This is a genomic window from Candidatus Kinetoplastibacterium blastocrithidii (ex Strigomonas culicis) (assembly GCF_000319245.1).
Classification (GTDB): domain Bacteria; phylum Pseudomonadota; class Gammaproteobacteria; order Burkholderiales; family Burkholderiaceae_B; genus Kinetoplastidibacterium; species Kinetoplastidibacterium blastocrithidiae.
Genome location: NC_019814.1, coordinates 741,261 through 768,160 on the forward strand (window position 1 = coordinate 741,261; position 26,900 = coordinate 768,160).

The window sequence follows — 26,900 nt, forward strand, 5'->3', positions numbered from 1 at the left end:
ATTGCTGAAAACTATCCAGAATCGCTAGATAAAAATAATTTATCTTATACAGGAAAAGCTCTAAATAATAGCAAAATAATCTGTTCCCACAGGGAATATAATACATCCTATAAAAAGAACTTAACAAATGAAAAATATATAGAAATATATAATGCCAAAGAGAACAATCTACAAAATATCGATATCAAAATACCTTTGAATCAGTTTACTGTTATCACAGGAGTTTCTGGATCTGGAAAATCTACACTTGCATTTGATATATTATTTAATGAAGGACAGAGGAGATATCTTCTTACCTTGAGCTCTCATGCAAAATCAATCATTCAGAACTCAAGAAAAACCAACATTGGCAAAGTAATAAACCTACCTCCTACTATAGCAATAAAACAACATAAAGGGTTAGGAAATTACAAGTCAACAGTATCAAATATATCAGAAATACACAATTTCTTGAGACTTATCTATGCAAAACTTGGTGAACAACATTGTCATATATGCAAAACTTTTATAAGAACTCATACAGTTGATCAAATTACAGTAAAAATATTACAAGATAATTACAATCAAAACATCATAGTATTCTCACCAATAAGTATAAAAAACCTTAAAAATCATATAGAAAAAAAGGATACTACACCTTTCTTCTTAAATAATAAACTCATAACTCAACAAAAATTAAGAATACTAAATCTCTCTGATGATATTATTATAGAAAAACTAATAGGAAACATCATAGTTAAAAACGAAAAAGAAGAAGAACTCCGAGAATTAGTAAATATTGCAGTCAAAACTAGCGATGGTTTTATAAAAGTTATATCAATAAAAAACACAAATATTCACGTAATTGATATCGAATCAATATCAGATATACTCATTCAGCAAAAAACTAATGAAAAATTTTTTAATGCAAAATTAGCATGTTTAAATTGCAATACAATATTACCTACATTAGAACCACTATTGTTTTCTCATAACTCCAAAAATGGATGCTGTCCAATTTGCAAAGGAACTGGAATAAACATTACCAATAAAAACAATAAAGAATCTTCAGAAGATATATCTTTATGCAATAAATGTAACGGTAAAAGACTTAATGAAGAAGCATTATCGGTATACTGGAAAGGATACAATATAGCGGATATTCTATCTATGTCAGTTGATAGAGCTATTGATTTCTTTGAAAATGTACAAATCTCATCTAGAGAATCTTTGATTGCTAAAGATATTTTATTAGAAATTCTCAGCAAATTAAATTTTATGAAAAAAGTAGGCTTAGATTATTTAGAGCTTAATCAACCAGAGCCGACATTATCGGGAGGTGAGTGAATCACAACGAGTACATTTAGCAGCACAGTTAGGCTCTAATACCCAAGGAGCATGCTACATTCTAGATGAGCCAACAATTGGATTGCACCCTATAGATAATAAGAAACTTATAGAATCACTTTCCTCTTTAAGAAATAATGGCAATACGATAGTAGTAGTTGAACATGACTATGAAATGATAAAAAATGCATCATACATAATTGATATGGGTCCTGGAGCCGGACTTCACAGTGGGAAAATTGTAGCACAAGGAAGCTTAAACGACATATTAGACTCTAAAGAATCAGTAATAGCTAAATCTCTAATAAAAAATAAAACAAAAACCATTTATAAAAAAAGAACAATACACAATAAATCAAAATTTATACAAATAAAAAATGCTAGTTTACATAACATCAATGGAGCATATGCTAATTTTCCATTAAACTGCTTAAATGTTGTAACTGGCGTATCTAGATCTGGAAAATCTACACTCATACAAGAAATATTATTTAAAAATGTATATAGAATACTTGAAAACATTAATAATAAAAATTATATTAACTGTGAGTATATAGAAGGAATTTGCAATATCCATAGAATTATATCAATAGATCAAAGTCCAATAGGGAAAACACCAAGATCATGTCCAGCAACCTAGACTGGTTTCTGGGATGGAATACGTAAGAAATTTGCAAATACTACAGGAGCAAAAATAAAAGGATGGAATCATTCAAGATTTTCCTTTCACTCAAAGGAAGGAAGATGCAAGGAATGTAATGGGCTTGGTACAAAAACAATAGAAATGAGTTTTATGCCTGATGTTACGATTGTATGTGAATCTTGTAATGGATTAAGATTCAATAAAGAAACATTAATGATAGAATTCCTAAGTAAGAATATAGGTGAAACATTAATGATGGAAGTAGACCAAGCTATGGAACATTTTTCTAATTTTCCTTTAATATATAGACCTCTAAAATTTTTACATGACATAGGACTTGGGTACCTTTCTATCGGCCAATCATCTTCTACATTATCGGGTGGAGAATCTCAACGCGTTAAAATCGTGTCAGAACTCATACGAAATGATATGATAATTAATAAGGATTGCAAAAATATACAGCAACACACGTTATATGTTATGAATGAGCCAACTACTGGATTATCCATCTCCGATATAGAAAGCCTTGTGGCAATGCTACAAGAATTAATAAAATCTGGAAACTCTATCATAGCCGTAGAGCATAATTTAGACTTTATTAATCAGGCTGACTGGATAGTTGATATGGGTCCTGGGGGAGGTTCTTGTGGCGGCAACATTGTATTTCAAGGTCAATTTAAATCACTATTAGATAAATCTGACAAATTAACATCAACACAAGAAGCTGTACAAAATTTTATATTGAAAAAATGATGGCAAATAAAAACTACATTATTTTAATAATTTAATATATTGTTCAGAGCAATATTTGCACCAACAAAACCCATTGTTGCGGTTACTGTAACAATAGATCCGTATCCAGAACATGATAGATTATGAGTAAATCCCCTATCGCAATTTAATGAAGGAATTATTATCTGCTGATTAATCCATAGTGCGGTAATCCCCATGTTAGGTATAGACTTCTTATTATTTCTCTTAATAACATGAGTAGGAAATCCATATTTACGCCTAAGGATGTTTCTCATTTTAGACAAAATAGGATCATTAGTTGCTATTGAAATATCACCTTGCAACAATTTTAAAACATCAGTTTTACCACCTGCACTACCACAAACTATTAAAGGTAATTTATTTCTTACCGAGTATAATGACAATTCTACCTTGATATCAACCTGATCTATACAATCAATTATTGAGTTACAATCTGTCTGTATTAAGCTATCAATATTTTCATATGATAAAAAATCTTCTATAGCACGAACATTACACTCTGGATTTATTTCTGCAATCCTATCTGACATCACCTCAACCTTTGATTTCCCTATCGTAGAAACTAAGGAATGTGTTTGTCTATTTATATTTGATTCAGCAATATTATCTAGATCAACCAATGTTATAGATCCAATTCCTGACCTTGCTAGGGCTTCTGCTGCCCAAGATCCAACGCCACCAATACCAACAATAATCACATGTGAGTTTTGTAATTTCCGGTAATTTTCATAACCATATAGTTTTATGACGCCACTAAATCTTCTATCCATTTTTGCATTATTCATAATAATTCTTAAAATAAATAAAAACCAAGTTTTTGGAATAATATGATTGTTACTAATACAATGCAATAGCAATATTATATTTATTGTTAGATTTTCTAAGAAAACGCTATAATTGTCACATGAATTGTTATCTTGCTATAGAATAACTTGAAAGGATAAGGCAATAGAATGTTACTATCAAATTTACGACAAGATTATACAAAAGGTAATCTAATAGAAAAGGATTTAAAAACATCACCTTTTGAACAGTTTGAACTATGGTTTAATCATGTTTTAGAAGAAAAAATTCCAGATCCTAATGCAATGGTTCTAAGTACAGTTAATAATAAAGAAGAACCATCATCAAGAATTATGTTGCTAAAAGACTTTGACTGCAAAGGATTTGTATTCTATACAAACTATGATTCTCGTAAAGGTCATGACTTAGAATATAATTCTAACGCATGTTTATTATTTTTTTGGCAATCATTAGAGCGTCAAATTAGAATAAATGGAGTCATAAAAAAAATAAAAGATCGTGATTCCGATTTATATTATGAAAGTAGACCTCTAGAATCACGTATAGGTGCTTGGGCTTCATTGCAAAGCAAAGTAATGCGAGATAAAGAGGATCTAAACAAACGTATCAATTTATATACAGAAAAATTTGGTAACAACCCTACACGACCTAAAAACTGGGGAGGATATATATTAGAACCAAAACTGTTTGAATTCTGGCAAGGTGGATCGTCACGTCTACATGATAGGATTACTTATACTAAAGATAGTGACAAAAAATGGAAGATAGAAAGATTATATCCATAAAATAATATGCATATTTAATATACATGAAGCCTGAAATACAAACTCAACAGAAGGAACTTAGACAATTATTAGGTAACTTTGTTACAGGCGTAACAATTATAACTACGCATGGCTTAATGAATAGACCATACGGATTAACTATCAATTCTTTTAATTCTTTATCGCTAGATCCCCCGTTAATTCTTTGGAGTCTGTCTATAAAGTCAACAAATAAGAATATTTTTCTAAATTGTAGCAACTATGTAATACATATTTTATCTAACGAACAAACTGAAATAGCAAATTCTTTTGCAATAAAAAATCCACCAGACAGATTCAAAAATATAAAGACAAAATTTTCACCAAGTGGAACAATAATGTTAGATATAGAATATAAGGCTTGGATAGATTGTAAAAACTATAGACACTACATAGAAGGGGATCATCTATTAATGATAGGAAAAGTACAATATTACCATTATTCTAATGCGGAACCATTGATATTCTATAATGGTGATTTTTATAAAAAACTTTCACATATTTAATTATTTTCTAATAATTTTTTTCAAAATGTATACAATAAAAATATCTGAGCTGAAGGAAACTTCGATACTGGCTGCCTCTATTGCAGAATCTATATGTAAAGAGGAAAGATCTAATGGAAAAATTATTTATTTATACGGCGATCTTGGTTCTGGAAAAACTACTTTAGTAAGATATTTTTTGCAAAGTTTTGGCATAGTTGATAATATTAAAAGCCCTAGTTTTTCTATAATGGAACAATATTATATTAATGAAATTAGTTTTTATCACTTTGATTTTTATAGATTTAATCATCAATCAGAGGTATTAAATATAGGGCTTAACGAACTAAAAGATAAAAACACTATTATGTTGATTGAATGGCCAGAAAAAGCTATAGGATTTTTACCAAAACCTGATTTAGAAATATTGCTATCATGCTCAGAAATAGGGACTGATGTGGAACGTTATGCCACTTTGTCTACACAAAAAAATAAAGAAGAAAAATGGCTGACAAATATAATAAGCGCTTACAAGCATGTATTGGCTCACACATAAAAAATATTTTAAATAAAAACTTATTACTAATAACACTAATATTCTATACAGTTAATTTTTCTTTTGTTTTTTAGATATTCGTATTTAGCTTTCTGATGAGAGTACTAGAGCAACAATAGAACCCAAGGTAAAACTTGACTTCAGTGTTTTTTCTCAAGCATCCATAACGATTAATCTTAGATATAAAAAATACTACTAATATTTTCAGATTTTAATAATCCATCAAACCACTATAGAAATAATGACCCATATATAAAAAATATTCGCGTAACAAAAAAAGAATCTGATGTAATAAGGATCGTATTTGACTTAAAATAAGAAGTTGATCATAAAATATTATTGCTAGAACCAATAAATTCCTATAAATATAAGACAGTCATAGATATAAATACAAAAGACACGATAATGACGATCCTTAACAAAAAAATATAAATTAAATAATATAAATAAGGGAAAAGACAATGAAAATAGATTTTTATCAGGAAATATACCCAAAAAATTAGTTTTAGTAATAGACCCTGGACATGGTGGCGAAGATCCTGGAGCAATAGGGGTAAATGGGTCTTTTGGAAAAAATATTGTTATTGATATCGCTAAAAAACCAATAGAATACCAGGATAACATTGATGTATATTTAACGCATGAATAAGACTATTTCGTGCCATTATTGACACGGGTTCAAAAAGCCAGAGATGTAAAAGCTGATCTTTAATATCTATACACCTGGACTCATGGATTGATAAAAACGCCCAAGGAGCTTCTGTATTCATATTATAATCATATAAAGCATCTAGTCTATTAGAAAAGAGGATAGCAGACAAAGAAAATGAATCAGATCTGATTGATGAAGTAAATTTACATTTATATGACAAAAATCTAGTGAAGGTTATATTAGATTTATCTACAACTGCTCAAATAAAAAACTCTATATTGCTATTAAATGAAATAAAAAATTAATCCTTTACATAAAGACGCTGTTGAACAATCTGATTTTGCAATATTAATAGCACCTGATATACCATATGTCCTTATAGAAACTGCATTTATAAGCAATCCTAAAGAGGAAATGCTCTTGAAATCAGAAGAATATCAGCATAAATTTGCAGAAGATGTTATAAAAAGCATAAACTATTACTTTAAACTAAATAATAATATTTAGCTATTATAAAATAAAACTATACAGTGATAGCAAATGAGTCCATATAACTATGTGTAATAATCGACCAATATTACAACTTCCTGACTACTTAATAAATCAAATAGCAGCAGGAGAAATTATTGAACGTCCATCATCTATAATTAAAGAACTATTAGAAAACTCTATCGATGCAGATTCAATAAATATAGAGATATATATAGATGGCGGAGGAATTAAAAACATCACAGTCATAGATGATGGGTTTGGAATACCCCATGATGAGCTAAGTCTAGCGCTACAAAGACATACCACTAACAAAATATATAATATCTCTGATCTTAGCAATATAACTTCCATGGGTTTTAGAGGAGAAGCTCTAGCATCAATTTCATCTATAACAAAACTAGAACTAATATCACGCACCAAAAAAGATAAACATGCATGGCAAATTAATAATACAGATTTTTTAGTGCATCCATATCAAGGAAAAATAGGCACAGTAGTCAATGTTAGTCAGATTTTTGATAACATTCCAGCTCGTCGCAAATTTCTACGCTCTGAAAGCACAGAGCTAGCTCACTGCATTACAACAATAGAGAACATTGCCTTAGCTCATCCTAAAATATCATTTAAAATTTTTAATAAAAATAGAATCGTAAAACAATTTATAACAACAGATCATGAGCAACGCATTTATGAAATCTTAGAAGGAAGAATTCAAAAAAAATCAATAAAAGTTTATATGTCTAACAAAATTATGGAAATAAGTGGCATATTATCTAACAACGCAAACATTGATGAAAAACATGATTATAGATACTTATATGTAAATAAAAGATATATTCATGATCGTATGATAACCCATGCCATAAAATCTGCTTACTCGGACATAAGCTATGGTAAACAAACTCCTTCCTTTGTTATCTTCCTAAATATAGATCCAGATAGTATTGATATAAATGTACATCCTACTAAAAATGAAGTTCGTTTTCTAACTGGTAATATAGTATATCAATTTATTCTAAAAGCAATAAACAATGCCATCTCTGATTTTAGTATTAAGAACATTGTGACACATAAAAAAAACTCTGGAATAAAAGAAATAACTGTTCAAACACCAGAACAAATTGCCATAGACTATATACACGATAATAAAGAATCAGAAATACCCTTAACTAGAATAGATGATAATAAAGAGCATCCACTTGGAGAAGCTATAGCACAATTACATGGCACTTATATTTTAGCTCAGAATGATGATGGTTTAATAATTGTTGATACACATGCCGCTCATGAGCGTATAATTTACGAAAAATTAAAAGATTCTTTCAAATCAAAAAAAATTCAAACACAGAAATTTTTAACTCCAGTAACTTTTAGAACGAAGGAAAAATTTGTACAATTAGTAGAAGAATACGAAGAATGGTTTAACATGCTAGGATTTGATTTAAAACCATATGCTCCAGATTCAGTTGCAATATACTACATACCATCTTTATTAATTGGACATGATATTGAGCCTTTAGTAATTACCATGATAGAAGAATTAAATTCAATCGGGCACTCTATATTTTTTGAGGAATATAGTAATAGAATAGTATCTACAATAGCTTGTCATTGTTCTATGAGAGCAAATAGAAAATTACATATGAATGAAATGAATGCATTATTACGACAAATGGAAGAAACAAAAAGATCTAATCAATGCAATCATGGCAGACCAACATGGGTACATTGGTCTTTGAAACATATTGATAAAATGTTCTTGCGCGGTCAATAATGGTAAAAAAAATTATTTGTATCACAGGGCCTACTGCTACAGGCAAGAGCTCAATAGCAATAGAATTAGCAAAATATTGGCCTATAGAAATTATTAATATGGATTCTGCCACAATATACCGTGGTATGAATATAGGAACAGCAAAACCATCTTTATATAACAGGTCAATTACTACTCAACATCTGATTGACATAAGGGAACCTTATCAAACATATTCTGCTGCTGACTTCTGCCATGATGCGAACTTACTTATAAAAGAAATTATAGATAGGGGCAATATGCCTATGATAGTTGGTGGAACAATGATGTATTATAATTCATTGAGGTTTAACCTAGACTTATTGCCTACCGCTAATAAGGAAATAAGACAAGATATAGAATCAAAAGCAAATATAATCGGATGGTCAGAACTTCATAAATATTTATCACAAATAGACTCGGAAATAGCATCGAAAATTGCGCCTAACGACAAGCAAAGAATACAAAGAGCTATAGAAATATATACAATCACTGGTAAACCCATGTCCAGTTTGCTGAATATTCGAGAGAAAAATAAAAATCAAATAAGCCGATATATCACAATAAGCCTTGAGCCACCAGAAAGAGAATACCTGCATAAAAAAATAATAGAAAGATTCAATTCTATGATTGAAAATGGTCTAATTGAAGAGGTTTATTCTCTTTATTGTCGTAGAGACCTTGGTCCAGAACTACCCTCAATAAAATGTGTTGGTTATAAACAAATATGGGAATTCTTTGAGAAAAAAATATCTTTAAATTCTGCGATAGAGAAAAGTATAATAGCCACCAAAAAACTTGCAAAGAAACAAATGACCTGGCTTAGAGCCCAAAAAGAAAGAACAATCATAGATTGTTCTTCTAACAAAATACTTGGGAATGTATTGGACGGCATAAATACTATATTAAACCGTCCATAACACAATACTTTTTATAACACGTAAGTCTGAGGAAAACCACTTTTAGTTTCCACAACCTCCCCTATTCTACTAACTTTTTCTCCATAAGAGATTAATGTCTTCATGATAGAATCAGCTTCACTATTTGGAACCACGATAACCATTCCTATACCACAATTAAACACTCTATACATTTCTTCGTCAGATATGTTGCCATTTTTTTGTAGCCAATTAAACAAATTAGGCATGGTCCAAGAATCTCGAAATAATTTTGCAGATAATCCTGAATTTAGTACACGAGGGATATTATCCAATAATCCACCACCAGTAATATGTGCCAAGCCTTTTATAGAACTACCATATTCAGATATTAAAGATAAAACCTGTTTAACATAAATATGGGTTGGCGCCATAATAACCTCTGACAATGGTTGCCCATAGAAATCTTGATCCGGACTTGATCCAGTGTGCTCCAACACTTTTCTAATTAAAGAGTATCCGTTAGAGTGAGCTCCGCTAGATGCTAAACCAAGAATAGCATCTCCCTCATTTATAGACTCTCCATTTATTATTTTTGCTTTTTCAACAATGCCAACAGCAAAACCAGCTAGATCATATTCGCCAACAGGATACATGCCAGGCATTTCTGCTGTTTCTCCACCAATAAGAGCACATCCGGCTAACTCGCATCCCCTAGCAACACCATCTATAACTGAAGCTGCTATATCAACTGATAACTTACCACAAGCGAAATAGTCTAAAAAAAATAATGGCTCTGCTCCCTGCACCAATATGTCATTAACGCTCATGGCTACTAAGTCTATACCAACAGTATTATGACGATTCCATTCAAATGCCAAGCGTAACTTTGTTCCTACACCATCTGTACCGGAAACTAATACTGGCTCTTTAAAGTTTTTGGAGATCTCGAACAAAGCTCCGAATCCACCAATACCTTTAAGCACTTCCTTACGCTTGGTTCGCGCAGCTAAAGGTTTTATTCTATTAACTAAGCTTTCCCCTGCATCGATATTTACACCAGAATCCAAATAATTAAGAGATTTAATGTTTGAAGTAATCATATATAATTTAGGTTGAGTTAAATAAAGGTAAAGTTTCTATTTTTAGATTTTACGTTGAATCCACTAAAACTACAAATTTTTCAATCATATTAATTTATTCGTCAACAAATACAAACAAAATTTAAGTTTTTCATTATAATTAATAATAAAACTATCACATTTAATAAATAAAAACCTTCATGAGACGTCATCAACTTCTCCTTAATGTATTGCCAGTATTAGAGCCCACTATTGAAAATTATGTAGTAGGAACAAATAACGAAGCTTTATATTCAGCTATGTATTTGCCTACTGGAAGAGCTATATATTTTTGGGGGCCAGATGGTTGCGGACGTACTCATTTATTACAATCTTTATCTAATAATAAAAAATCTATTTACATAGACAACAATCAATTTGACAATATATTAAATAAACTATATAGAGATGATAAACAAGATTTTCCTAATTTAATAACCATAGATGATGTTCATTTACTAAACACATCACAACAATTGAAAGTATTTAAACTATATAATACATGGCGGGAATTATCATTAACCAAAAAATCATTTTCTATTATGCTGTCCGGAAATCAATCTCCAATATCATTAAAAATTCGAGAAGATTTAAGAACTAGATTGGGATGGGATCTAGTATTTAAACTAGATCCACTATCTGATAATGACAAGACCAATGCATTAAAGAAATTATCTGCTAAACTAGGAATATTTGGTATAGATAATGTTATCACATGGATGATTAATCATCATGAGCGAGATATGCGTAAATTAACAGCAACGCTAATTGCCCTAGATCGTTACTCACTATCTACTAAAAGACCTATCACAATACCATTACTAAAGGAAATGATAGAAGGCTTGGAGTCCTAATATTTTATGAATTATAAAAAACTAGTTCTTTTTGATTTGGATCATACTTTACTACCCATAGACAGTGATTATCAGTGGGCAAACTTTTTAGCCATGGCTGGGCATGCTGGAACAAGTCCGGAAGAAGCCATTAAAATAAACAATGATCTAATGGAGCGGTATAATCTAGAAATACTGACAGCAAATCAATCAGCAGAATTCATGCTTAAATTACTATCTATAAATTCAACATATAACTTAGCGTTATGGCATGAAGAATTTATGAGGGATATAGTAAGACCTAATATTACCGAAGTAGCAATAAAACTAGTACAAAATCATTTAGAATCAAATGCTCTGTGTGCAATAGTCACAGCTACCAATAATTTTGTTACTGAGCCTATAGCAAGAGCTTTTGGCATAAAAAACTTAATTGCAACAGAGGCAGAATATGTCAGGGGACGTTTTACAGGGAAAATTCTTGGCACACCTAGTTTTAGAGAGGGAAAAGTTATTCGTGTAAAAAAATGGTTATCTACCCTAGGTTACAAAATTAATGATTTTAGCAGTTCATTTTTTTATAGTGATTCTGTAAATGACTTACCTTTAATGGAATTAGTGACTAATCCAATAGCAACTAATCCTAACAGTAAATTACGTTCTATAGCAATTGATAGAAAATGGGAAATATTAGATATTTTTAATAATTCTAAAGATTTTAAATCTTGATGTTTAATAAAATAATTAAAAAATTGCGCATCTTTTTCATGAATGGTAAACCATCTTACATATATAATGAAAACCATAATATTAACAAAATTAACATTTCTGAAAATGCTATAAAAGTATGTGATACTTTGCGAAAAAATGGTTTTGAATCATACATAGTAGGTGGGGCCATTAGAGACCTTATATTAGGATTAAGACCAAAGGATTTTGATGTTGCTACTAATGCAACACCAGAACAAATAAAACATATCTTTAAAAGGGCTAGAATTATTGGGAGAAGATTTAGATTAGTACATGTTATTTTCCACAAAGAAATAATTGAAATATCTACTTTCAGAACATCTCACATAGATATAAAACAAGATGAGTTTGGTAGAATATTAACCGATAATTACTTTGGATCGCAATTAGAAGATTCTACAAGAAGAGATTTTACAATAAACTCTTTATACTATGACACTAAAACAGAGACAATAATAGACTATCACAATGGAATACATGACTTAAAGAAAAAAAAGATAAATATAATAGGAGAAGCTAGTATTAGATATAAAGAAGATCCTGTAAGGATTTTAAGGGCAATAAGATTTGCCTCTAAAATTGGTGGATCTATAGGTCATGACACATTAAAACATATAGAAAAACAGAAACAATTACTATCTAACATACCACAAGCGCGACTATTCGATGAATTAATTAAAATCTTAACTTGTGGTAATGCGTTAAAGTGTCTATTAGAAATAAAATCAAATAAACTACATACTTTACTGTTACCAACTTTAGAAGAAACATTACAAAAAACAGAATCCATAAACTTCCTAAAAATATCTCTCGATAACACAGATCAAAGGGTTCTAAATGGTAAATCTGTTAGTTCTAGTTTCTTGCTAGCGACTATTTTATGGCCATCAGTTCAAATAGAATATAAGAAAAATTATAAAAAAAACAAAAATATATATCTTTCCCTAATATCTGCGTCTGAGACTATAATAGAAAAACAATTAAAGGTATTAACTCTACATAAAAAAATAATATCAGACATGAAAACAATTTGGTTTATGCAACCAAAATTTGAAAATAGAAAAAATAAGATATCTTTAAGTTTGTTACAAAACCCAAAATTTAAAGCTGCATATGACTTTATCCTACTCAGAGCGAAATCGAATGATTTTGACAAAGCAATCGCACAATGGTGGACAAAATGGCTAGGATCTGACGATAAAGAAAAAGAAAATATGTTAGAAGTGATTAATAAAATTAAAAACAAGAAACAGAAACATGAATGTGACTGACGTAACTGTAGAATCTTATATAGGACTTGGATCGAATCAAGGTAATAGCATATCAATCATAAAGAGGTCGATATCTGATCTATTTTTGATTTTTGGCAGTCATAGTATAAACTCAAAGATTTATATGAGCGCTCCGATACAAGCAGATGGACCCAATTTCATTAATGCTGTCGTAAAGATATTTACTGAAAAAAGTCCTTTGAATTTGTTAAAAATACTACAAAATTTAGAGAAAAAATATGGCAGACAACGAATGTATAAAAACTCTCCAAGGACATTAGATTTAGATATTTTATTATATGGCAATAAACTAATACATTCTAAAGTGCTCGCAATACCACATCCTAGAATGATAGAACGAGCATTTGTTTTAAAACCAATAACTGATATAGATCCAGACATAGAAATACCATATTATGGTAAGGCACAAGAGTTATTAAATAACATAACAGACCAATATATCAAAGAAATCGATGAGTGATATTTTTTAAAATGCTAACATTTCAACAAATTATTATTAAACTACAAAACTATTGGGATAAACAAGGCTGCGCTATACTACAGCCTTATGATATGGAAATTGGTGCTGGAACTTCTCATACTGCAACATTCCTCAGGTCAATAGGACCTGAGCCATGGAATGCCGCATATGTACAACCGTCCAGAAGACCAAAGGATGGTCGTTATGGAGAAAACCCAAATCGTTTGCAGCACTATTATCAATTTCAAGTGGTTTTGAAACCAGCTCCAATTAATATAATAGATCTATATATTGGATCAATAAAAGAACTAGGGATAAATCCAATTGAGCATGACATAAGATTAATAGAAGACAATTGGGAAAACCCGACTCTTGGAGCATGGGGGCTAGGCTGGGAAATATGGCTAAATGGCATGGAGATAACGCAGTTTACATATTTTCAGCAAATAGGAGGTCTGGATTGTAATCCTACTACTGGAGAAATTACATACGGTCTTGAAAGGCTAGCAATGTATCTGCAAAATGTTGACGTTGTTTACGACATCGTGTGGACAATAGATAGGGATGGTAGAAGTATCCTATATAGAGATATATACCATCAGAATGAAGTTGAGCAATCAGCTTTTAATTTTGAATATGCTGATATTAACCTGCTAACTAGACATTTCGATGAACATGAATTAGAAGCCAAGAAATTGATATCAATACCACTAGCATTGCCAGCATACGAAAAACTTTTAAAAACAGCACATATATTTAATATATTAGATGCTCGTGGAGCAATAAGTGTTGCTGAGAGATCTTCCTATATAGGGAGAATCCGCAATCTATCAAAATCTGTTGCTACTGTGTACTATAGCTCTAGAAAAAAACTAGGGTTTCCTATGTTAATAAAATAAGATTATAGATTTAAATAAATGAATACAATGCTTCCATTAATTATAGAACTACTTACTGAAGAATTGCCTCCTAAGAAATTACAAGAACTGGAAAAAACTTTTACAGAAACTATAAAAAATTCACTTGAAAAACACAAACTAATTAAACCATTGTGTCAAATAAGAAGTTTCTCTACTCCTAGGAGATTGGCTGCTTATTTCTCAGAAGTATCTGGGACATCTTCTGAAGAAAATTTAATAGAAAAAATAATGCCAAAAAGAATAGGTTTATATGAAGATGGAAGACCGACTCCTGCCCTAATTAAGAAACTATCATTAAAAGGAATAGATGCAAATAATTATCAGGAAAAAATAAAAATAGAACATGATGGGCAACAAGATTATCTAATACTTAACTATATTAAAGATGGTAGAGAATTGCATGAAATATTGCAGCAATCGCTACAAGAAGCAATTGATAAGATTTCAAGTAACAATATAACAATGAGATACCAAACAGATGCAAATATTACTGTTAAATTTGTTAGACCTGTTCATAACATACTAGTAGTTTGGGGTAGCAATAAACCTAAAATCAACTTATTGGAAATAAATTCAACATCAAAAACATTTGGACATAGATTTCTATCCAATAATTTTATTAATATAGAACATGCAGATCAGTATGAATCCATTATGGAAAGTAATGGAAGAGTCATACCATCTTTTTATAAACGCAAGGAATATATTAGACAAAAATTACTAAAATTATCTAATGATTTAAAAATGTCATTAGGCGATGAATATAACTTAAACTCTCTATTAGAAGAAGTAACAGCATTAGTTGAATATCCATCAGTTTATATTGGCTCTTTTGATAAAAAATTCCTAGAATTGCCAAAAGAATGTCTTGTATTAACTATGCGCATACATCAAAAATACTTTCCTCTATTTAATATAGAATCAGGCTTTATAACAAATAAATTTTTAATTGTTAGCAATATAAATCCAATAAATCCTAATAATATAATAAGTGGCAATCAAAAAGTTATAAAACCAAGGTTAGAAGATGCCCAATTTTTTTATAATGTCGATAAAAAAAGATCACCTATAGATAATATTAATAGATTAAAAAATATCATTTACTATAATAAACTAGGATCTCAATTTGATAGAGTTGAGAGACTAAGATTTATCTCAAAACATATAGCAAATATTATCAAATCAGATGAATATCTAGCCGATAGAGCCGCTTTATTATCTAAAACAGACCTAGAGTCTTTAATGGTAGGCGAATTTCCAGAATTACAAGGAATTATGGGGTCATATTATGCAAAAAATTTTGAAGAGCCAGAAGAAGTAGTATTAGCACTAAAGAATCAATATGCAAACAAATTCGATATAACGCTAGACCATAGAAGTTTGACTTCTGCTATATTGTTTTTAGCAGAAAGAGTAGAAATGTTAGTTGGCTTTTTTGGTATTGGATTATATCCAAATGGGGAAAGTGATCCATTTGGTTTGCGTAGAGCTGCTATAGGAATAATTAGCATTTTTGAAAAGATGAAACAAAAACCTAAGTTGTTTAATGGATTAAACATACATGACCTAATAAAAATCACGTTATCTGGGTTTGATAATACTATTAATATACAAAAAAACACTGTTAAAAGATCCATAGATTTTATTTATGAAAGATACCGCTATCAGTTATTTAATAAATTTGAAAAAGATATTGTAGAATCTGTAGTGCATATACAGCCTCCATTGCATCAAATTTTATCTAGAATCGAAGCAATTACATTATTTAAATCAAGATCAGATTTGTCATCAAGAATATTTGCTATGAACAAGCGTGTAATTAATATTTTGAAGAAAGATATGATAAAATCAGAGTCAGTTAATGAAAATCTACTAATTGAAAAAAGCGAAAAATTACTTTTTTTATGCATTAAAGACATTGAAAACAAAAACAATAAATTATTAAATGATGAGAATTTTACAGAATGCTTGACTAATTTAACTTGTATTGAAAACCCAATAGAAGCTTTCTTTAAAGATGTGATGATAATGACTGAAGATAAAGAAATCAGAGATAATAGAATGTCATTGTTAAACCTATTAAAAAATATTATAAACTCCGTAGGAGATGTATCTCTTATAAATCTCTGAGAATATTAAATGCGTAGAGAATATTCTATTTTCTATATTGGAAATTATTATGAACAAGTATCAATTAGAACAAACCTTAAAATATTAATTAATATATGTTTTACGATAGCATAAAATATAGAATTTATTATTGTTTATCTTTTTAATTAAAACAAACAAAGGAACTTATAATAAATGGCTAAAATAAGTACAACATATATTCGATCTATAATTTATCGGCTATTTATAACTATTAATATTGTTCTTTGTTCATTTATATATATATTTCTTATTTTTTTGCCAGCAAAATACAAATATAAAGTTCTCTCTTATTGGCCTAAAATAGCTCTATATAGTGCAAAATTCATATGTGGTCTTAATTGGACAATTAAAGGAATTGAACATATACCATCTAATGGTGATTTTATAATATTATCAAATCATCAATCAACCTGGGAAACATTGTTTTTTATTTCTATTTTGCCAAAAAATGTTTGCTACGTTTACAAAAGAGAACTGCATTGGATCCCTTTCTTTGGATGGGGATTAGCATTGCTAAATATGATACCCATAAATAGATCCAAAGGCGCTGCAGCATTAAGGCAAATGATTAAAAAGTGGAAGAATAAGTTAGATGGAACTCACTGCCTTATAATTTTTCCAGAAGGATCTAGAAGCCCTAGCAATAAAATTGGAAAATTCAAGCTAGGTAGTGCTATTCTTGCTCTAGAAACTAAAAGTAATATAGTCCCCGTAGCCCTCAACTCTGGAAAATTTTGGAAAGCGGGCAGCATAGCAATACATCCTGGAGACATAAATGTTTCTATAGGTCCAATGATTCAAATAGAAAAATATACAAAAGCAGAAGAAGTAACTAAATCAGCATATGAATGGATTAAACATGAGCTATTGAAAATAGAAACAGAAGACTCCAAAAATAGTTAACTCAATGCGCCATGACAATGTTTATATTTCTTGCCGCTGCCACAAGGACAAGGCTCATTTCTCCTGGTTTTAGAAAATAACTTTTTTGATTCATCATTATAAAATGCACTATTTTCTAGATTTTTATTTAAATTTATATCTATAATCATCAGATTACGTACAATATCGTGACGAATCTTATCTAACATAACAGAAAAATATTCAAAGGCTTCTCTTCTATATTCTTGTTTAGGATTCATTTGAGCGTAACCTCTCAAATGAATCCCTTGTCTCAAATATTCCAACATTGAGAGGTGCTCTCTCCAATGATAATCTATGGATTGCAGCAAAAATAACCTTTCTATATCTGTATATGATTTTTTTATAAGACTTCTCTTTTGATTATAAATAAATAACACTTTTTTATTCAATAAATCTAACAAATCAAAATCATTACTAGAGATCTCACTTAAGTCTAATATGTTTATATTAGACTGGAACTCTGATTCTAGCCTTTTTTGCAAATCAGTAATATTCCATTGGTCTAGTGTTGAGTTAATTGGAACATAATTACGAAATATATTACAAATAACATCCTTGAATATTTCATCTATAAATTCTATCAGGGAATCACTTTCTAGCACTTCATTACGCTGACTATATATAATATTTCTCTGTTCATTAGCTATGTCATCATACTCTAATAACTGTTTTCTTATATCAAAATTACGACTTTCAACTTTGCGTTGTGCTGACTCTATAGCACGATCCACCATGCTTGATTTTATAGCTTCTCCATATGGCAATTTTAAATGGTTAACTAAGTAGCGCAACTTATCTCCAGCAAAAATACGCATCAATTGATCATCTAGAGAAAGATAAAAACAAGATGAGCCTGGATCCCCCTGTCTTCCTGACCTTCCTCTTAGTTGATTATCAATTCTTCTAGATTCATGTCTTTCTGTTCCAATAATCCTCAAGCCTCCTGCCTGCTTAACTAATTCATTTGCAAGCATCCACTCTGCCATAATATTATCTATAACTTTATTTTTTTCGCTATCTTGTAATTTAGTCTTCTTTATAACATCAGTGATTCTTCTATCTATATTTCCACCAAGAACGATATCTGTACCTCGACCTGCCATATTTGTTGCAATAGTTATAGATCCTGGTTTGCCAGCCTCAGCTACGATAATAGCCTCATTAGCATGATGCTTAGCATTTAAAACATTATGTGGGAAACCTTGTTTTTTCAAGAGCTTGGATAAATACTCAGAACTTTCAATATCTGGAGTCCCAACCAATATAGGTTGACTCCTTTTATAACAATCTGATATGTCACTTATAATAGCTTCATATTTCTCTTTATTAGTTCTGTATATGTGATCATTCTCATCCTTACGAACCATAGGTTTATTAGTAGGAATAACAACAGTCTCAAGATTATATATTTCTTGAAATTCAAAAGCTTCAGTGTCTGCTGTTCCTGTCATTCCAGACAACTTGAAATACATTCTAAAGTAATTCTGAAATGTTATAGAAGCCAAAGTTTGATTTTCACTCTGAACACTGACACCTTCTTTCGCTTCAATAGCTTGATGTAAGCCATCTGACCAACGTCTTCCGGTCATAAGCCTACCAGTGAATTCATCCACTATGATAACTTCATCTCCTTGCACTACGTAATGATGATCACGAAAAAACAGATTCCTAGCTCTCAATGCAGAAAGAATATGATTTATCAGATAAACATTACTGTGATCATATAAAGAAGAACCATCTTTTAATAATCCTTTCTGTTTTAATATAGTCTCAATTCTTTCATGACCATGCTCAGATAAATAAACTTGCTGATTTTTTTCATCTAACCAAAAATCTCCATTAACTTCATTCCCATATTGATCAGGCTCATTTTCCATACGCACTAATAAAGAAGGAATCTCATTTATTTTAATATACAAATCACTACTATCATTTAAAGATCCTGATATTATCAATGGAGTACGAGCTTCATCTATTAATATAGAATCAACCTCATCAATTATTGCATAATGTAACGAACGCTGACGCTTGCTACCTAACTCATACTCCATATTATCTCGTAAATAGTCGAATCCAAATTCATTATTAGTCCCGTAGGTTATGTCTGCTGCATAAGAATCTTTCTTTTCTTTAGAAGTCTGCTGCGGCAAAATAACACCAATTGACAGCCCCAAAAAATTGTATAGTTTACCCATCCATTCAGCATCTCTACGAGCCAAATAATCATTTACAGTGACAACATGTACTCCTTTGCCAGCAATTGCATTAAGATATACTGGTAAGGTGGCCGTAAGAGTTTTACCTTCACCTGTACGCATTTCGGAAATTTTACCATTATGCAAAGCAATACCTCCCAGGATTTGAACATCAAAATGACGCATTCCATAAACCCTCTTGCTTGCTTCTCTGACAACAGCAAAAGCTTCCGGCAATAAATCATCTAGACTCTTGCCTGAAGCATAATCATTACGGAACTCTTCTGTTTTTCTACGTAACTCAATGTCAGATAATTCTGATATTTTGTGCTCTATACTATTAATAGCGTTAACTAAAATATGATATTGCTTTAATAATCTATCATTACGACTACCGAAAATTCTTTTAAATAGATTGAATATATTAGAGAATAAAATGATAAAACCCCGTTTCTATAGAATTTAAAAAATAATTAACATTAAACTTTTAATATTAGCTCAAAAATAATAAAAATTGTTTATTTAACAAATAAAGAATAAATTAGCAAATATAATGAGTTTGTATAAAAATATTATTTCTCCCTAATTTAATCATCTTTTAAATAAAAAACATATTTAATGAAGTATAATTATAATATTATGAACTCATCAAAACAAACCAATAGTCACAATTATAAAGCAATTGATTGGCTAAGATCGAACAGAAAAATTAATGAAACACTAGTCACTGCATATAATTATATAAAAATAAAACAATTAGTCTCGACTGTATTACCAGAATATTTAAAAAATTCATTTCATATAATAAAAACTGAACAAAATAGCATAACGATAGCTGTAGATGGCGCAACTTATGCTACTAGAATACGACAATTATCACCCTCGATACTAAATAAAATAAAAACGACTTATAGCCTAAATCTAGAAATTATAAAGATAAAAATAATTAACAACTGTTTGGCATCAGAAATTAAAATAATAAATAAACAAAAAAACTATATATCTAATAACACTATAAAATACTTTGAGCAACTACGAGAAAAATCTAAACCTGGGCCACTAAAAGATGCAATTGAAAAATTGATTGAACATCACAAATCATAAAACTAACTAGACGGTTAATATAATACAACTTAAAAAATGTCAATTAATAATCATATATTTCCTTTATAATTATTCCGCACTACTTTCCAAGAATCACTCTTACTCAATAGTAAATTAACTAGCCTAGTATTTAAGGAATGTCCTGATTTATGAGCAACAAAACGCCCTAATAATGGTTTTCCTAATAAATATAAATCCCCTATTGCATCTAAAACCTTGTGTTTGACAAACTCATCTTTATACCTCAAACCCTCTTCATTTAAAATTTTAAAATCATCCATCACAATTGCGTTTTCAAAACTCCCACCACAAGCAAGTCCAATTGAATTCAATTCCTTTAACTCTTTAATGAATCCAAAAGTACGTGCTCGTGAAATATTTTTAACATAAGACTCCTTAGATATGTTTATCTCAATAAAATTAGCCGTAGAAGAGATTGCTGGATGTCTAAAATCAATAGAAAAAGCCACGACAAATCCATTGTATGGTTCTAGTCTAGCCCATTTCTTATTATCACCTTCTCCTTCGGATATTTCTACAACATTTATAATCTTGATAAAATCTTTAAAACCCTCTTGTTCTCTAATACGAGCATGTTTCAATAGATCGACAAAGCGATCTGAGCTTCCATCTAAAATAGGAATTTCCTCAGAATTTATATCTATGTGTATATTATCAATACCCAATCCATGTAAAGCTGACATTAAATGCTCTATTGTCGATACTCTAACACTACCTTTCTGTAATACAGTAGCAAGATGAGCATCACTAATATATTCAGCTTTAGCTGGTATATCTACTATATTATGAAGATCAACTCTATGGAAAATAATCCCAGTATTTACATCTGCTGGACGCAATACAATTCTGGATTTCTTGCCAGAATGTAAACATATCCCTGTAGTACTAACTGGCCTACTAATAGTACATTGTTTAAACATAAAATACTCTTTGTTAATATTATGTGATATTAGGCAAGTTATACAGGTTCAGCCTCCAAAACAAACAAAAAATTATCAATAATTAGTCTACCTTTTTCCTTAGGAAAGAAGGTATATCGAAGTTATCAGATTCAATATGACTATCTTCAGAACTGTGATTCCTTGCACGAGGATTATGTATCACAGAAGGAGAACTTATTTTGCTATTATGATATTGCTTATTTACATTATTAGATAGATTAGGACGCTTAACAATATCTCTATTATCAATGACAGCATTTTGTTTGACAAAGTTATTAGATGATGATTTTCCTAACCCAGTTGCAACTACAGTAACTCTTAGCTCATCTCCCATCGAATCATCATATGCATTGCCAAAAATAACTGTTGCATCTTCTGAAGCATAACCTCGAATAGTTTCCATGATTTCACGTGTCTCTCTCATTTTTAAAGATCTACTAGATGTTATATTTACTAATAACCCTCTAGCTCCATGTAAATCTATTCCTTCTAGCAAAGGACATGCAATTGCTTGCTCTGCTGCTAATTTAGCTCTATCTTTACCCTGAGCAACAGAAGTCCCCATCATAGCTTGACCCTGCTCACCCATGATTGTACGCACATCCTCAAAGTCAACATTTACGTTTCCTTCGACATTAATTATCTCTGCTATTCCAGCACAAGCATTATTCAAAACACTATCTGCAGATTTGAAACAATCTTCTTGTGTAGCATCCTCATCCATAAAAGAATATAAATTTTCATTCAATATAACAATTAAAGAATGTACATGTTTAGCAAGCTCAACTATACCTTCTTCTGCGACACGCAAACGCTTACCGCCCTCAAAAGAAAAAGGCTTAGTAACAACTCCTACTGTTAAGATACCTAACTCCTTGGCTATCTCTGCCACTATTGGACTCGCTCCTGTACCAGTACCTCCTCCCATGCCAGCTGTAATAAAAACCATATGAGCACCTGCCAATGCCAACCTAATTTCTTCCCTTGCTGTTTCAGCATAAGATCTACCTTGTTCAGGCTTTGCTCCTGCTCCTAGGCCAGTATGTCCAAGACTAATTTGCACAGGAGAATTTGTAGCTGAAAGCGCTTGAGCATCAGTATTCGCGCATATAAAATCAACACCTTTAACCCCACTACGTATCATATGAGCAACTGCGTTCCCTCCAGCCCCTCCTACCCCTATTACTTTTATTATTGTTCCTCTAGAACTGCTATCTAAAATTTCAAATTTCATATAATCACCTAAGAATTTTTAAACTATAGTATTAATAGACCATTATATAAATATCTATCTAATTTTCTACCACAATAAATAATCTATCTCTATTAATTCACAAGATTACTATATATTAAATGTAGCACTAACTTATACTTGATATATAAATGACTTTTAATTAAATAAAATAAATAACCAGATTTAATTTATTATTCATGTTAGAAAAATCTATTATAAAAAATAATAGTCTGTTGTTATGTCATGTATAAAACAAGCTATGAATACACTCTATTATGGTAAGTTACTATAAGAAATCTAAAATATTCTACTTATTATTTTACATGATGCTTCTGACAATATATATAAGCATAAATCAGTGTAACTTATTCCAGCGACTTTTGCCGCTATTGGAACAAGTGAATGATCAGTCATTCCAGGAGATGTATTAATTTCTAATAACCAAGGATTATTATCATTATCTAATATAAAATCCACACGAGCCCAACTATCACATCCTATTGAATTATATGCCTTAATAGAAATATCAATAATTAAATCTGTTATATGCTTAGGCAGTATTGCTGGACATATATATTTCGTTTCATCTGCAAAATACTTATGATCGTAATCATAATTGCCATTAGGTACAATTATTTCTACAACTGGTAAAACCTTTGTGCTATTTCTAGATCCCAGAATAGATACTGTTAATTCTCTACCACTAATAAATTTTTCTGCAAAGACTTCGTTATCAAAATCTAAAGCATTATAGTAAGCATCCTCAATGCTTTTACTTTCAAAAAAATCTACCTTTCTAATACCAACAGTAGATCCTTCATGAACAGGTTTGATAATTAATGGGAATCCTAGTTTGTTAGCTGCAATAGTCAAACTGTTAATATCTCGAAGATATTCAAATTCTGGTGTTGGTAAATATTCTTGGAGCCAAATTTGCTTAGATAAAACTTTATTCATAGCAATACCAGATGACAATTGACCACTTCCAGTATATGGGATACCTAATAATTCTAGAACGCCCTGAATAGTCCCATCCTCACCAAATCTACCATGAAGAGCAATAAAAACTCTATCAAACTTTGATTCGGAAAGTAGCATGAGAGTATTCCTACCTAAATCAAATAAATGAACATCAATTCCTGCCTCTAAAAGAGCATTATAAATAGTTTTTCCTGATATTAATGAAATTTCTCGTTCCGAAGAAAAACCGCCATATATTACCCCCACTTTACCAAAATTCATCATTATCCTAGCTCTATGAATTGAGATGCTACTTTCCCTATAGAACCGGCTCCCATTAAAATTACTACATCATCATTACATGCCAAATTAATAATTGTCTCCTGTAAGCTTGAAATATCATCTACAAAAATAGGATTAATTTTACCATCTAACTCAATTGCTCTTGATAACGTTCTTCCATCTGCCGCTGCTATATACTCCTCACCTGCACCATAAACTTCCGTTAGTAATAGCAAATCAGTAGAACCTAAAACCTTTACAAAATCATCAAAGCAATCTCTAGTTCTTGTATATCTATGAGGCTGAAAGGCTAACACTATTCTTTTTTTAGGCCATACACCACGAGCAGCTGATAATGTGGCACTTATTTCTCTCGGATGATGACCGTAATCATCTATTAATGTAAATTTACCACCGCCATTCTTATCCAATACATGAAAATAACCAATATATGAAAATCTCCTACCTACTCCATTAAATGAATTAAGAGAACAACAAATATCATCGTCAGAAATACCTAGTTCAGTAGCAATAGCAACTGCAGCTAAAGCATTTCTAACATTATGTATTCCTGGCAAATTTAGCTCTACGCTAATAGGTTTCAAAATATTACCATTTTGATAATGTCTATTGATATCAAACAACATTTTCATGCCATTAACTCTTACGTTATATGCTTGAATATTAGCATCGACATTCACTCCATATGTTGTTATAGGTCTTGATATGTATGGCATTATTTCACAAATGTTAGTATCATCTGCACATAAAAAAGCACTACCATAGAAAGGTAATTTCTGAGCGAATTCTAAAAATGCATCTCTAAGCTTACTAACATCATGTCCATATGTATCCATATGATCTGAATCAATATTGGTTATAACAGCCATTACTGGTGATAAATTCAAAAAAGAGCCGTCTGATTCATCTGCTTCAACTACAATATAATCACCTTTTCCTAGAGCAGCGCTAGATCCTGTTGAGTTTAAAACCCCTCCTATCACGAATGTAGGATCAAGACCACCTAGACCAAGAACACTAGCTATCAAACTGGTAGTGGTAGTTTTTCCATGAGTTCCTGCTACAGCAATACCTTTTTTTAAGCGCATTAATTCTGTTAGCATTATTGATCTAGAAACTATAGGTATACTAAAAGCTCGTGCAGCAATAATCTCAGGATTATTACTACTGATAGCGGTAGATACTACAACAACCTCAGCTGAAGAAACATTAGAAGCATTGTGCCCTATATTAATCATAGCTCCCATTGAGCGCAGCTGCATAGTAACTTCAGATTCTTTTATGTCCGAACCACTTACATAGCACCCTAGATTCATAAGAACTGTAGCTATACCACTCATGCCAGAACCGCCAATTCCAACAAAATGTATATTTTTTATTCTATGTCTCATAACTGTTTTTTTTGAATGATTCACAAGTATCTACAATACGATCCAATACAAATGGCTTAACAAACTTATTAGCTTTCATAGCAATTTTACATAATTCACTACGTGTGCGTTTTTTTATCCAAGATGCTAACCATTCTGGACTGACATCATCCTGGTGAATCACCCAAGCTGCATTAGAATCAACAAGAAACTTTATATTTTCCATCTGATGGTTATCAGTCGCATAAGGGAAAGGTATGAAGAGAGCAGCAACTCCTATGGCAACTATCTCTGATACTGTAATTGCACCAGCTCTACATATAACAAGATCAACATTAGATAAAAATTCTGCTACATCCTCTATATAATCTATACAATTTGCCGAAACCTTTAGATTATCATAATTCTTACACAACTGTTTTATATGTTTTTCTCCTGATTGATGTGTCACATAAGGTCTTTCTTCCATAGATAATAGTGATAAAGCAGCTGGTACTAAAAAATTTAACCTTTGCGCTCCTAAACTACCACCTAAAACAAGCAATCTTAATTTACTATCATTACGAAAACTATACCTAATGTCTGGAGATTGAAACGAATACATAGAAGAACGTATAGGATTACCAACATGTTCTGATTTTGGTAAAATATTGGGATATCCACCAAATATAATTTTGGCGAAATTAGATAATAACTTATTAGCTCTACCTGCTATAGCATTTTGCTCGTGTATAACTATAGGAATACCTCTTAATGCAGCAATCAAACATACTGGCACTGTTATATATCCACCCATGCCTAATATAAAATTAGGCTTCACATTTGCCAATATTTTCCAAGAGGCAACTAATGCCTTCAATAACTGAAAAGGGAAAACAATGAATGATTTAATAGTGCTTTTTGGCAATCCACAAAAATCCAGAGGGATCATCTCTATGTTAGAACGAGATACTAAAACTCTTTCCATTCTTCTAGGGTTGCCAACCCATATAACATTCCAACCCTTTTTAATTAACATTTCCCCAACTATTAGGCCAGGAATGATATGTCCAGCTGTGCCTCCAGCTACAATAATAACTAAATTCATTATTAAAAAAGACCTCTTCAGAGCATCTA

General features: G+C 30.9%; 27 protein-coding genes and 1 pseudogene. 19 read left to right on the forward strand and 9 right to left on the reverse strand.

Annotated features, from left to right (window positions below; genetic code table 11):
- Positions 1 to 195: 195 nt before the first annotated feature.
- From CKBE_RS03985 to CKBE_RS03995, 3 genes are all read left to right on the forward strand, one after another.
- Complete coding sequence (locus CKBE_RS03985; RefSeq protein WP_015238223.1) at positions 196 to 1,326, forward strand: excinuclease ABC subunit UvrA; 1,131 nt, start codon at positions 196 to 198, stop codon at positions 1,324 to 1,326.
- Positions 1,319 to 1,966 carry an excinuclease ABC subunit UvrA gene (locus CKBE_RS03990; protein WP_015238224.1) on the forward strand — a complete coding sequence of 216 codons (648 nt, stop codon included), beginning with the start codon at positions 1,319 to 1,321 and terminating at the stop codon, positions 1,964 to 1,966. Before CKBE_RS03985 ends, CKBE_RS03990 begins: the two co-directional genes overlap by 8 nt.
- Before the next feature lie 153 nt (positions 1,967 to 2,119).
- Complete coding sequence (locus CKBE_RS03995) at positions 2,120 to 2,722, forward strand: excinuclease ABC subunit A (protein ID WP_225968677.1); 603 nt, start codon at positions 2,120 to 2,122, stop codon at positions 2,720 to 2,722.
- 23 nt (positions 2,723 to 2,745) lie between these two features.
- On the opposite strand, the gene CKBE_RS03580 is transcribed toward CKBE_RS03995, so the two are convergent.
- Positions 2,746 to 3,528 (reverse strand): tRNA threonylcarbamoyladenosine dehydratase, encoded by a 783-nt coding sequence (locus CKBE_RS03580; protein ID WP_015238226.1) that lies wholly within the window; start codon positions 3,526 to 3,528, stop codon positions 2,746 to 2,748.
- A 168-nt stretch (positions 3,529 to 3,696) separates the two neighbouring features.
- Between CKBE_RS03580 and pdxH the strand changes: the two genes are divergently transcribed.
- The 8 genes from pdxH (at position 3,697) to miaA (ending at position 9,247) form a co-directional block, all read left to right on the forward strand.
- Complete coding sequence (pdxH, locus tag CKBE_RS03585; RefSeq protein ID WP_015238227.1) at positions 3,697 to 4,332, forward strand: pyridoxamine 5'-phosphate oxidase; 636 nt, start codon at positions 3,697 to 3,699, stop codon at positions 4,330 to 4,332.
- Between the two features lie 23 nt (positions 4,333 to 4,355).
- On the forward strand, positions 4,356 to 4,856 hold the full coding sequence (locus CKBE_RS03590; RefSeq protein WP_015238228.1) for a flavin reductase family protein: 501 nt from the start codon (positions 4,356 to 4,358) through the stop codon (positions 4,854 to 4,856).
- 25 nt (positions 4,857 to 4,881) lie between these two features.
- Positions 4,882 to 5,391, forward strand: coding sequence for a tRNA (adenosine(37)-N6)-threonylcarbamoyltransferase complex ATPase subunit type 1 TsaE (gene tsaE / locus CKBE_RS03595; protein WP_015238229.1), 510 nt, complete (start codon positions 4,882 to 4,884; stop codon positions 5,389 to 5,391).
- A gap of 261 nt (positions 5,392 to 5,652) precedes the next feature.
- On the forward strand, positions 5,653 to 5,709 hold the full coding sequence (locus tag CKBE_RS04030) for a hypothetical protein (protein WP_407712410.1): 57 nt from the start codon (positions 5,653 to 5,655) through the stop codon (positions 5,707 to 5,709).
- A 229-nt stretch (positions 5,710 to 5,938) separates the two neighbouring features.
- Entirely contained in the window at positions 5,939 to 6,040 is a 102-nt protein-coding gene (locus CKBE_RS04000) for a hypothetical protein (protein WP_235043820.1), read from the forward strand.
- A gap of 366 nt (positions 6,041 to 6,406) precedes the next feature.
- Positions 6,407 to 6,550 carry an N-acetylmuramoyl-L-alanine amidase family protein gene (locus CKBE_RS04005; RefSeq protein WP_235043822.1) on the forward strand — a complete coding sequence of 48 codons (144 nt, stop codon included), beginning with the start codon at positions 6,407 to 6,409 and terminating at the stop codon, positions 6,548 to 6,550.
- Between the two features lie 49 nt (positions 6,551 to 6,599).
- Positions 6,600 to 8,309, forward strand: a complete 1,710-nt coding sequence (gene mutL / locus CKBE_RS03605) for a DNA mismatch repair endonuclease MutL (protein WP_015238230.1) — start codon at positions 6,600 to 6,602, stop codon at positions 8,307 to 8,309.
- Positions 8,309 to 9,247 carry a tRNA (adenosine(37)-N6)-dimethylallyltransferase MiaA gene (gene miaA, locus CKBE_RS03610; RefSeq protein ID WP_015238231.1) on the forward strand — a complete coding sequence of 313 codons (939 nt, stop codon included), beginning with the start codon at positions 8,309 to 8,311 and terminating at the stop codon, positions 9,245 to 9,247. The genes mutL and miaA overlap by 1 nt, the downstream gene beginning before the upstream one ends.
- A gap of 11 nt (positions 9,248 to 9,258) precedes the next feature.
- Here the strand turns inward: miaA and purM are convergent, their stop codons facing one another.
- Entirely contained in the window at positions 9,259 to 10,308 is a 1,050-nt protein-coding gene (purM, locus tag CKBE_RS03615) for a phosphoribosylformylglycinamidine cyclo-ligase (RefSeq protein WP_015238232.1), read from the reverse strand.
- A 179-nt stretch (positions 10,309 to 10,487) separates the two neighbouring features.
- Here purM and CKBE_RS03620 point away from each other — a divergent pair, with 179 nt between their 5' ends.
- From CKBE_RS03620 to CKBE_RS03650, 7 genes are all read left to right on the forward strand, one after another.
- Positions 10,488 to 11,180, forward strand: coding sequence for an HdaA/DnaA family protein (locus CKBE_RS03620; RefSeq protein WP_015390059.1), 693 nt, complete (start codon positions 10,488 to 10,490; stop codon positions 11,178 to 11,180).
- A 6-nt stretch (positions 11,181 to 11,186) separates the two neighbouring features.
- A complete protein-coding gene (locus tag CKBE_RS03625) occupies positions 11,187 to 11,888 on the forward strand; it encodes an HAD family hydrolase (RefSeq protein ID WP_015390060.1) in 702 nt (233 codons plus the stop codon).
- On the forward strand, positions 11,888 to 13,180 hold the full coding sequence (gene pcnB / locus CKBE_RS03630; RefSeq protein WP_015390061.1) for a polynucleotide adenylyltransferase PcnB: 1,293 nt from the start codon (positions 11,888 to 11,890) through the stop codon (positions 13,178 to 13,180). The genes CKBE_RS03625 and pcnB overlap by 1 nt, the downstream gene beginning before the upstream one ends.
- Positions 13,167 to 13,661 (forward strand): 2-amino-4-hydroxy-6-hydroxymethyldihydropteridine diphosphokinase, encoded by a 495-nt coding sequence (folK, locus tag CKBE_RS03635; protein ID WP_015390062.1) that lies wholly within the window; start codon positions 13,167 to 13,169, stop codon positions 13,659 to 13,661. The genes pcnB and folK overlap by 14 nt, the downstream gene beginning before the upstream one ends.
- An 11-nt stretch (positions 13,662 to 13,672) precedes the next feature.
- Entirely contained in the window at positions 13,673 to 14,560 is an 888-nt protein-coding gene (gene glyQ, locus CKBE_RS03640; protein ID WP_015238237.1) for a glycine--tRNA ligase subunit alpha, read from the forward strand.
- 18 nt (positions 14,561 to 14,578) lie between these two features.
- Positions 14,579 to 16,711: a glycine--tRNA ligase subunit beta gene (gene glyS, locus CKBE_RS03645; RefSeq protein ID WP_015238238.1), complete on the forward strand. Its 2,133-nt coding sequence runs from the start codon at positions 14,579 to 14,581 to the stop codon at positions 16,709 to 16,711.
- 276 nt (positions 16,712 to 16,987) lie between these two features.
- Positions 16,988 to 17,635, forward strand: a complete 648-nt coding sequence (locus CKBE_RS03650) for a lysophospholipid acyltransferase family protein (protein ID WP_015238239.1) — start codon at positions 16,988 to 16,990, stop codon at positions 17,633 to 17,635.
- Here CKBE_RS03650 and CKBE_RS04035 read toward each other — a convergent pair.
- Together CKBE_RS04035 and secA are read right to left on the reverse strand one after the other, a co-directional pair.
- A complete protein-coding gene (locus CKBE_RS04035; RefSeq protein WP_425474710.1) occupies positions 17,632 to 17,784 on the reverse strand; it encodes an SEC-C metal-binding domain-containing protein in 153 nt (50 codons plus the stop codon). The genes CKBE_RS03650 and CKBE_RS04035 overlap by 4 nt on opposite strands.
- A pseudogene (gene secA / locus CKBE_RS03655) lies at positions 17,784 to 20,274 on the reverse strand (preprotein translocase subunit SecA); the annotation flags it as partial. The pseudogene secA and the gene CKBE_RS04035, both read right to left, overlap by 1 nt.
- 195 nt (positions 20,275 to 20,469) lie before the next feature.
- Between secA and CKBE_RS03660 the strand changes: the two are divergent.
- A complete protein-coding gene (locus CKBE_RS03660; protein WP_015238241.1) occupies positions 20,470 to 20,955 on the forward strand; it encodes a hypothetical protein in 486 nt (161 codons plus the stop codon).
- A 50-nt stretch (positions 20,956 to 21,005) separates the two neighbouring features.
- Here the strand turns inward: CKBE_RS03660 and lpxC are convergent, their stop codons facing one another.
- The 5 genes from lpxC to murG all read right to left on the reverse strand — a co-directional run bounded on the left by lpxC (position 21,006) and on the right by murG (position 26,871).
- Positions 21,006 to 21,896 (reverse strand): UDP-3-O-acyl-N-acetylglucosamine deacetylase, encoded by an 891-nt coding sequence (gene lpxC / locus CKBE_RS03665; RefSeq protein ID WP_015390066.1) that lies wholly within the window; start codon positions 21,894 to 21,896, stop codon positions 21,006 to 21,008.
- An 82-nt stretch (positions 21,897 to 21,978) separates the two neighbouring features.
- The gene (ftsZ, locus tag CKBE_RS03670; RefSeq protein WP_015238243.1) at positions 21,979 to 23,151 is read right to left on the reverse strand and encodes a cell division protein FtsZ; all 1,173 of its coding nucleotides are present in this window, start codon (positions 23,149 to 23,151) and stop codon (positions 21,979 to 21,981) included.
- Between the two features lie 297 nt (positions 23,152 to 23,448).
- Positions 23,449 to 24,399, reverse strand: coding sequence for a D-alanine--D-alanine ligase (locus CKBE_RS03675; protein ID WP_192811413.1), 951 nt, complete (start codon positions 24,397 to 24,399; stop codon positions 23,449 to 23,451).
- On the reverse strand, positions 24,396 to 25,805 hold the full coding sequence (gene murC, locus CKBE_RS03680; RefSeq protein WP_015238245.1) for a UDP-N-acetylmuramate--L-alanine ligase: 1,410 nt from the start codon (positions 25,803 to 25,805) through the stop codon (positions 24,396 to 24,398). The genes CKBE_RS03675 and murC overlap by 4 nt, the downstream gene beginning before the upstream one ends.
- Positions 25,795 to 26,871, reverse strand: a complete 1,077-nt coding sequence (murG, locus tag CKBE_RS03685; protein WP_015238246.1) for an undecaprenyldiphospho-muramoylpentapeptide beta-N-acetylglucosaminyltransferase — start codon at positions 26,869 to 26,871, stop codon at positions 25,795 to 25,797. The genes murC and murG overlap by 11 nt, the downstream gene beginning before the upstream one ends.
- Positions 26,872 to 26,900: the final 29 nt, after the last annotated feature.

Coding starts and splice junctions, on each gene's coding strand:
- tsaE (WP_015238229.1), top strand. CDS start 4,882: ATGTATACAATAAAAATATCTGAGCTGAAGGAAACTTCGATACTGGCT.
- CKBE_RS03660 (WP_015238241.1), top strand. CDS start 20,470: ATGAAGTATAATTATAATATTATGAACTCATCAAAACAAACCAATAGT.
- glyS (WP_015238238.1), top strand. CDS start 14,579: ATGAATACAATGCTTCCATTAATTATAGAACTACTTACTGAAGAATTG.
- miaA (WP_015238231.1), top strand. CDS start 8,309: ATGGTAAAAAAAATTATTTGTATCACAGGGCCTACTGCTACAGGCAAG.
- CKBE_RS03995 (WP_225968677.1), top strand. CDS start 2,120: ATGCCTGATGTTACGATTGTATGTGAATCTTGTAATGGATTAAGATTC.
- purM (WP_015238232.1), bottom strand. CDS start 10,308: ATGATTACTTCAAACATTAAATCTCTTAATTATTTGGATTCTGGTGTA.
- CKBE_RS03625 (WP_015390060.1), top strand. CDS start 11,187: ATGAATTATAAAAAACTAGTTCTTTTTGATTTGGATCATACTTTACTA.
- CKBE_RS03620 (WP_015390059.1), top strand. CDS start 10,488: ATGAGACGTCATCAACTTCTCCTTAATGTATTGCCAGTATTAGAGCCC.
- CKBE_RS03590 (WP_015238228.1), top strand. CDS start 4,356: ATGAAGCCTGAAATACAAACTCAACAGAAGGAACTTAGACAATTATTA.
- CKBE_RS03580 (WP_015238226.1), bottom strand. CDS start 3,528: ATGAATAATGCAAAAATGGATAGAAGATTTAGTGGCGTCATAAAACTA.
- CKBE_RS04035 (WP_425474710.1), bottom strand. CDS start 17,784: ATGATTATAGATATAAATTTAAATAAAAATCTAGAAAATAGTGCATTT.
- ftsZ (WP_015238243.1), bottom strand. CDS start 23,151: ATGAAATTTGAAATTTTAGATAGCAGTTCTAGAGGAACAATAATAAAA.
- murG (WP_015238246.1), bottom strand. CDS start 26,871: ATGAATTTAGTTATTATTGTAGCTGGAGGCACAGCTGGACATATCATT.
- folK (WP_015390062.1), top strand. CDS start 13,167: ATGAATGTGACTGACGTAACTGTAGAATCTTATATAGGACTTGGATCG.
- murC (WP_015238245.1), bottom strand. CDS start 25,805: ATGAGACATAGAATAAAAAATATACATTTTGTTGGAATTGGCGGTTCT.
- mutL (WP_015238230.1), top strand. CDS start 6,600: ATGTGTAATAATCGACCAATATTACAACTTCCTGACTACTTAATAAAT.
- glyQ (WP_015238237.1), top strand. CDS start 13,673: ATGCTAACATTTCAACAAATTATTATTAAACTACAAAACTATTGGGAT.
- pdxH (WP_015238227.1), top strand. CDS start 3,697: ATGTTACTATCAAATTTACGACAAGATTATACAAAAGGTAATCTAATA.
- lpxC (WP_015390066.1), bottom strand. CDS start 21,896: ATGTTTAAACAATGTACTATTAGTAGGCCAGTTAGTACTACAGGGATA.
- pcnB (WP_015390061.1), top strand. CDS start 11,888: ATGTTTAATAAAATAATTAAAAAATTGCGCATCTTTTTCATGAATGGT.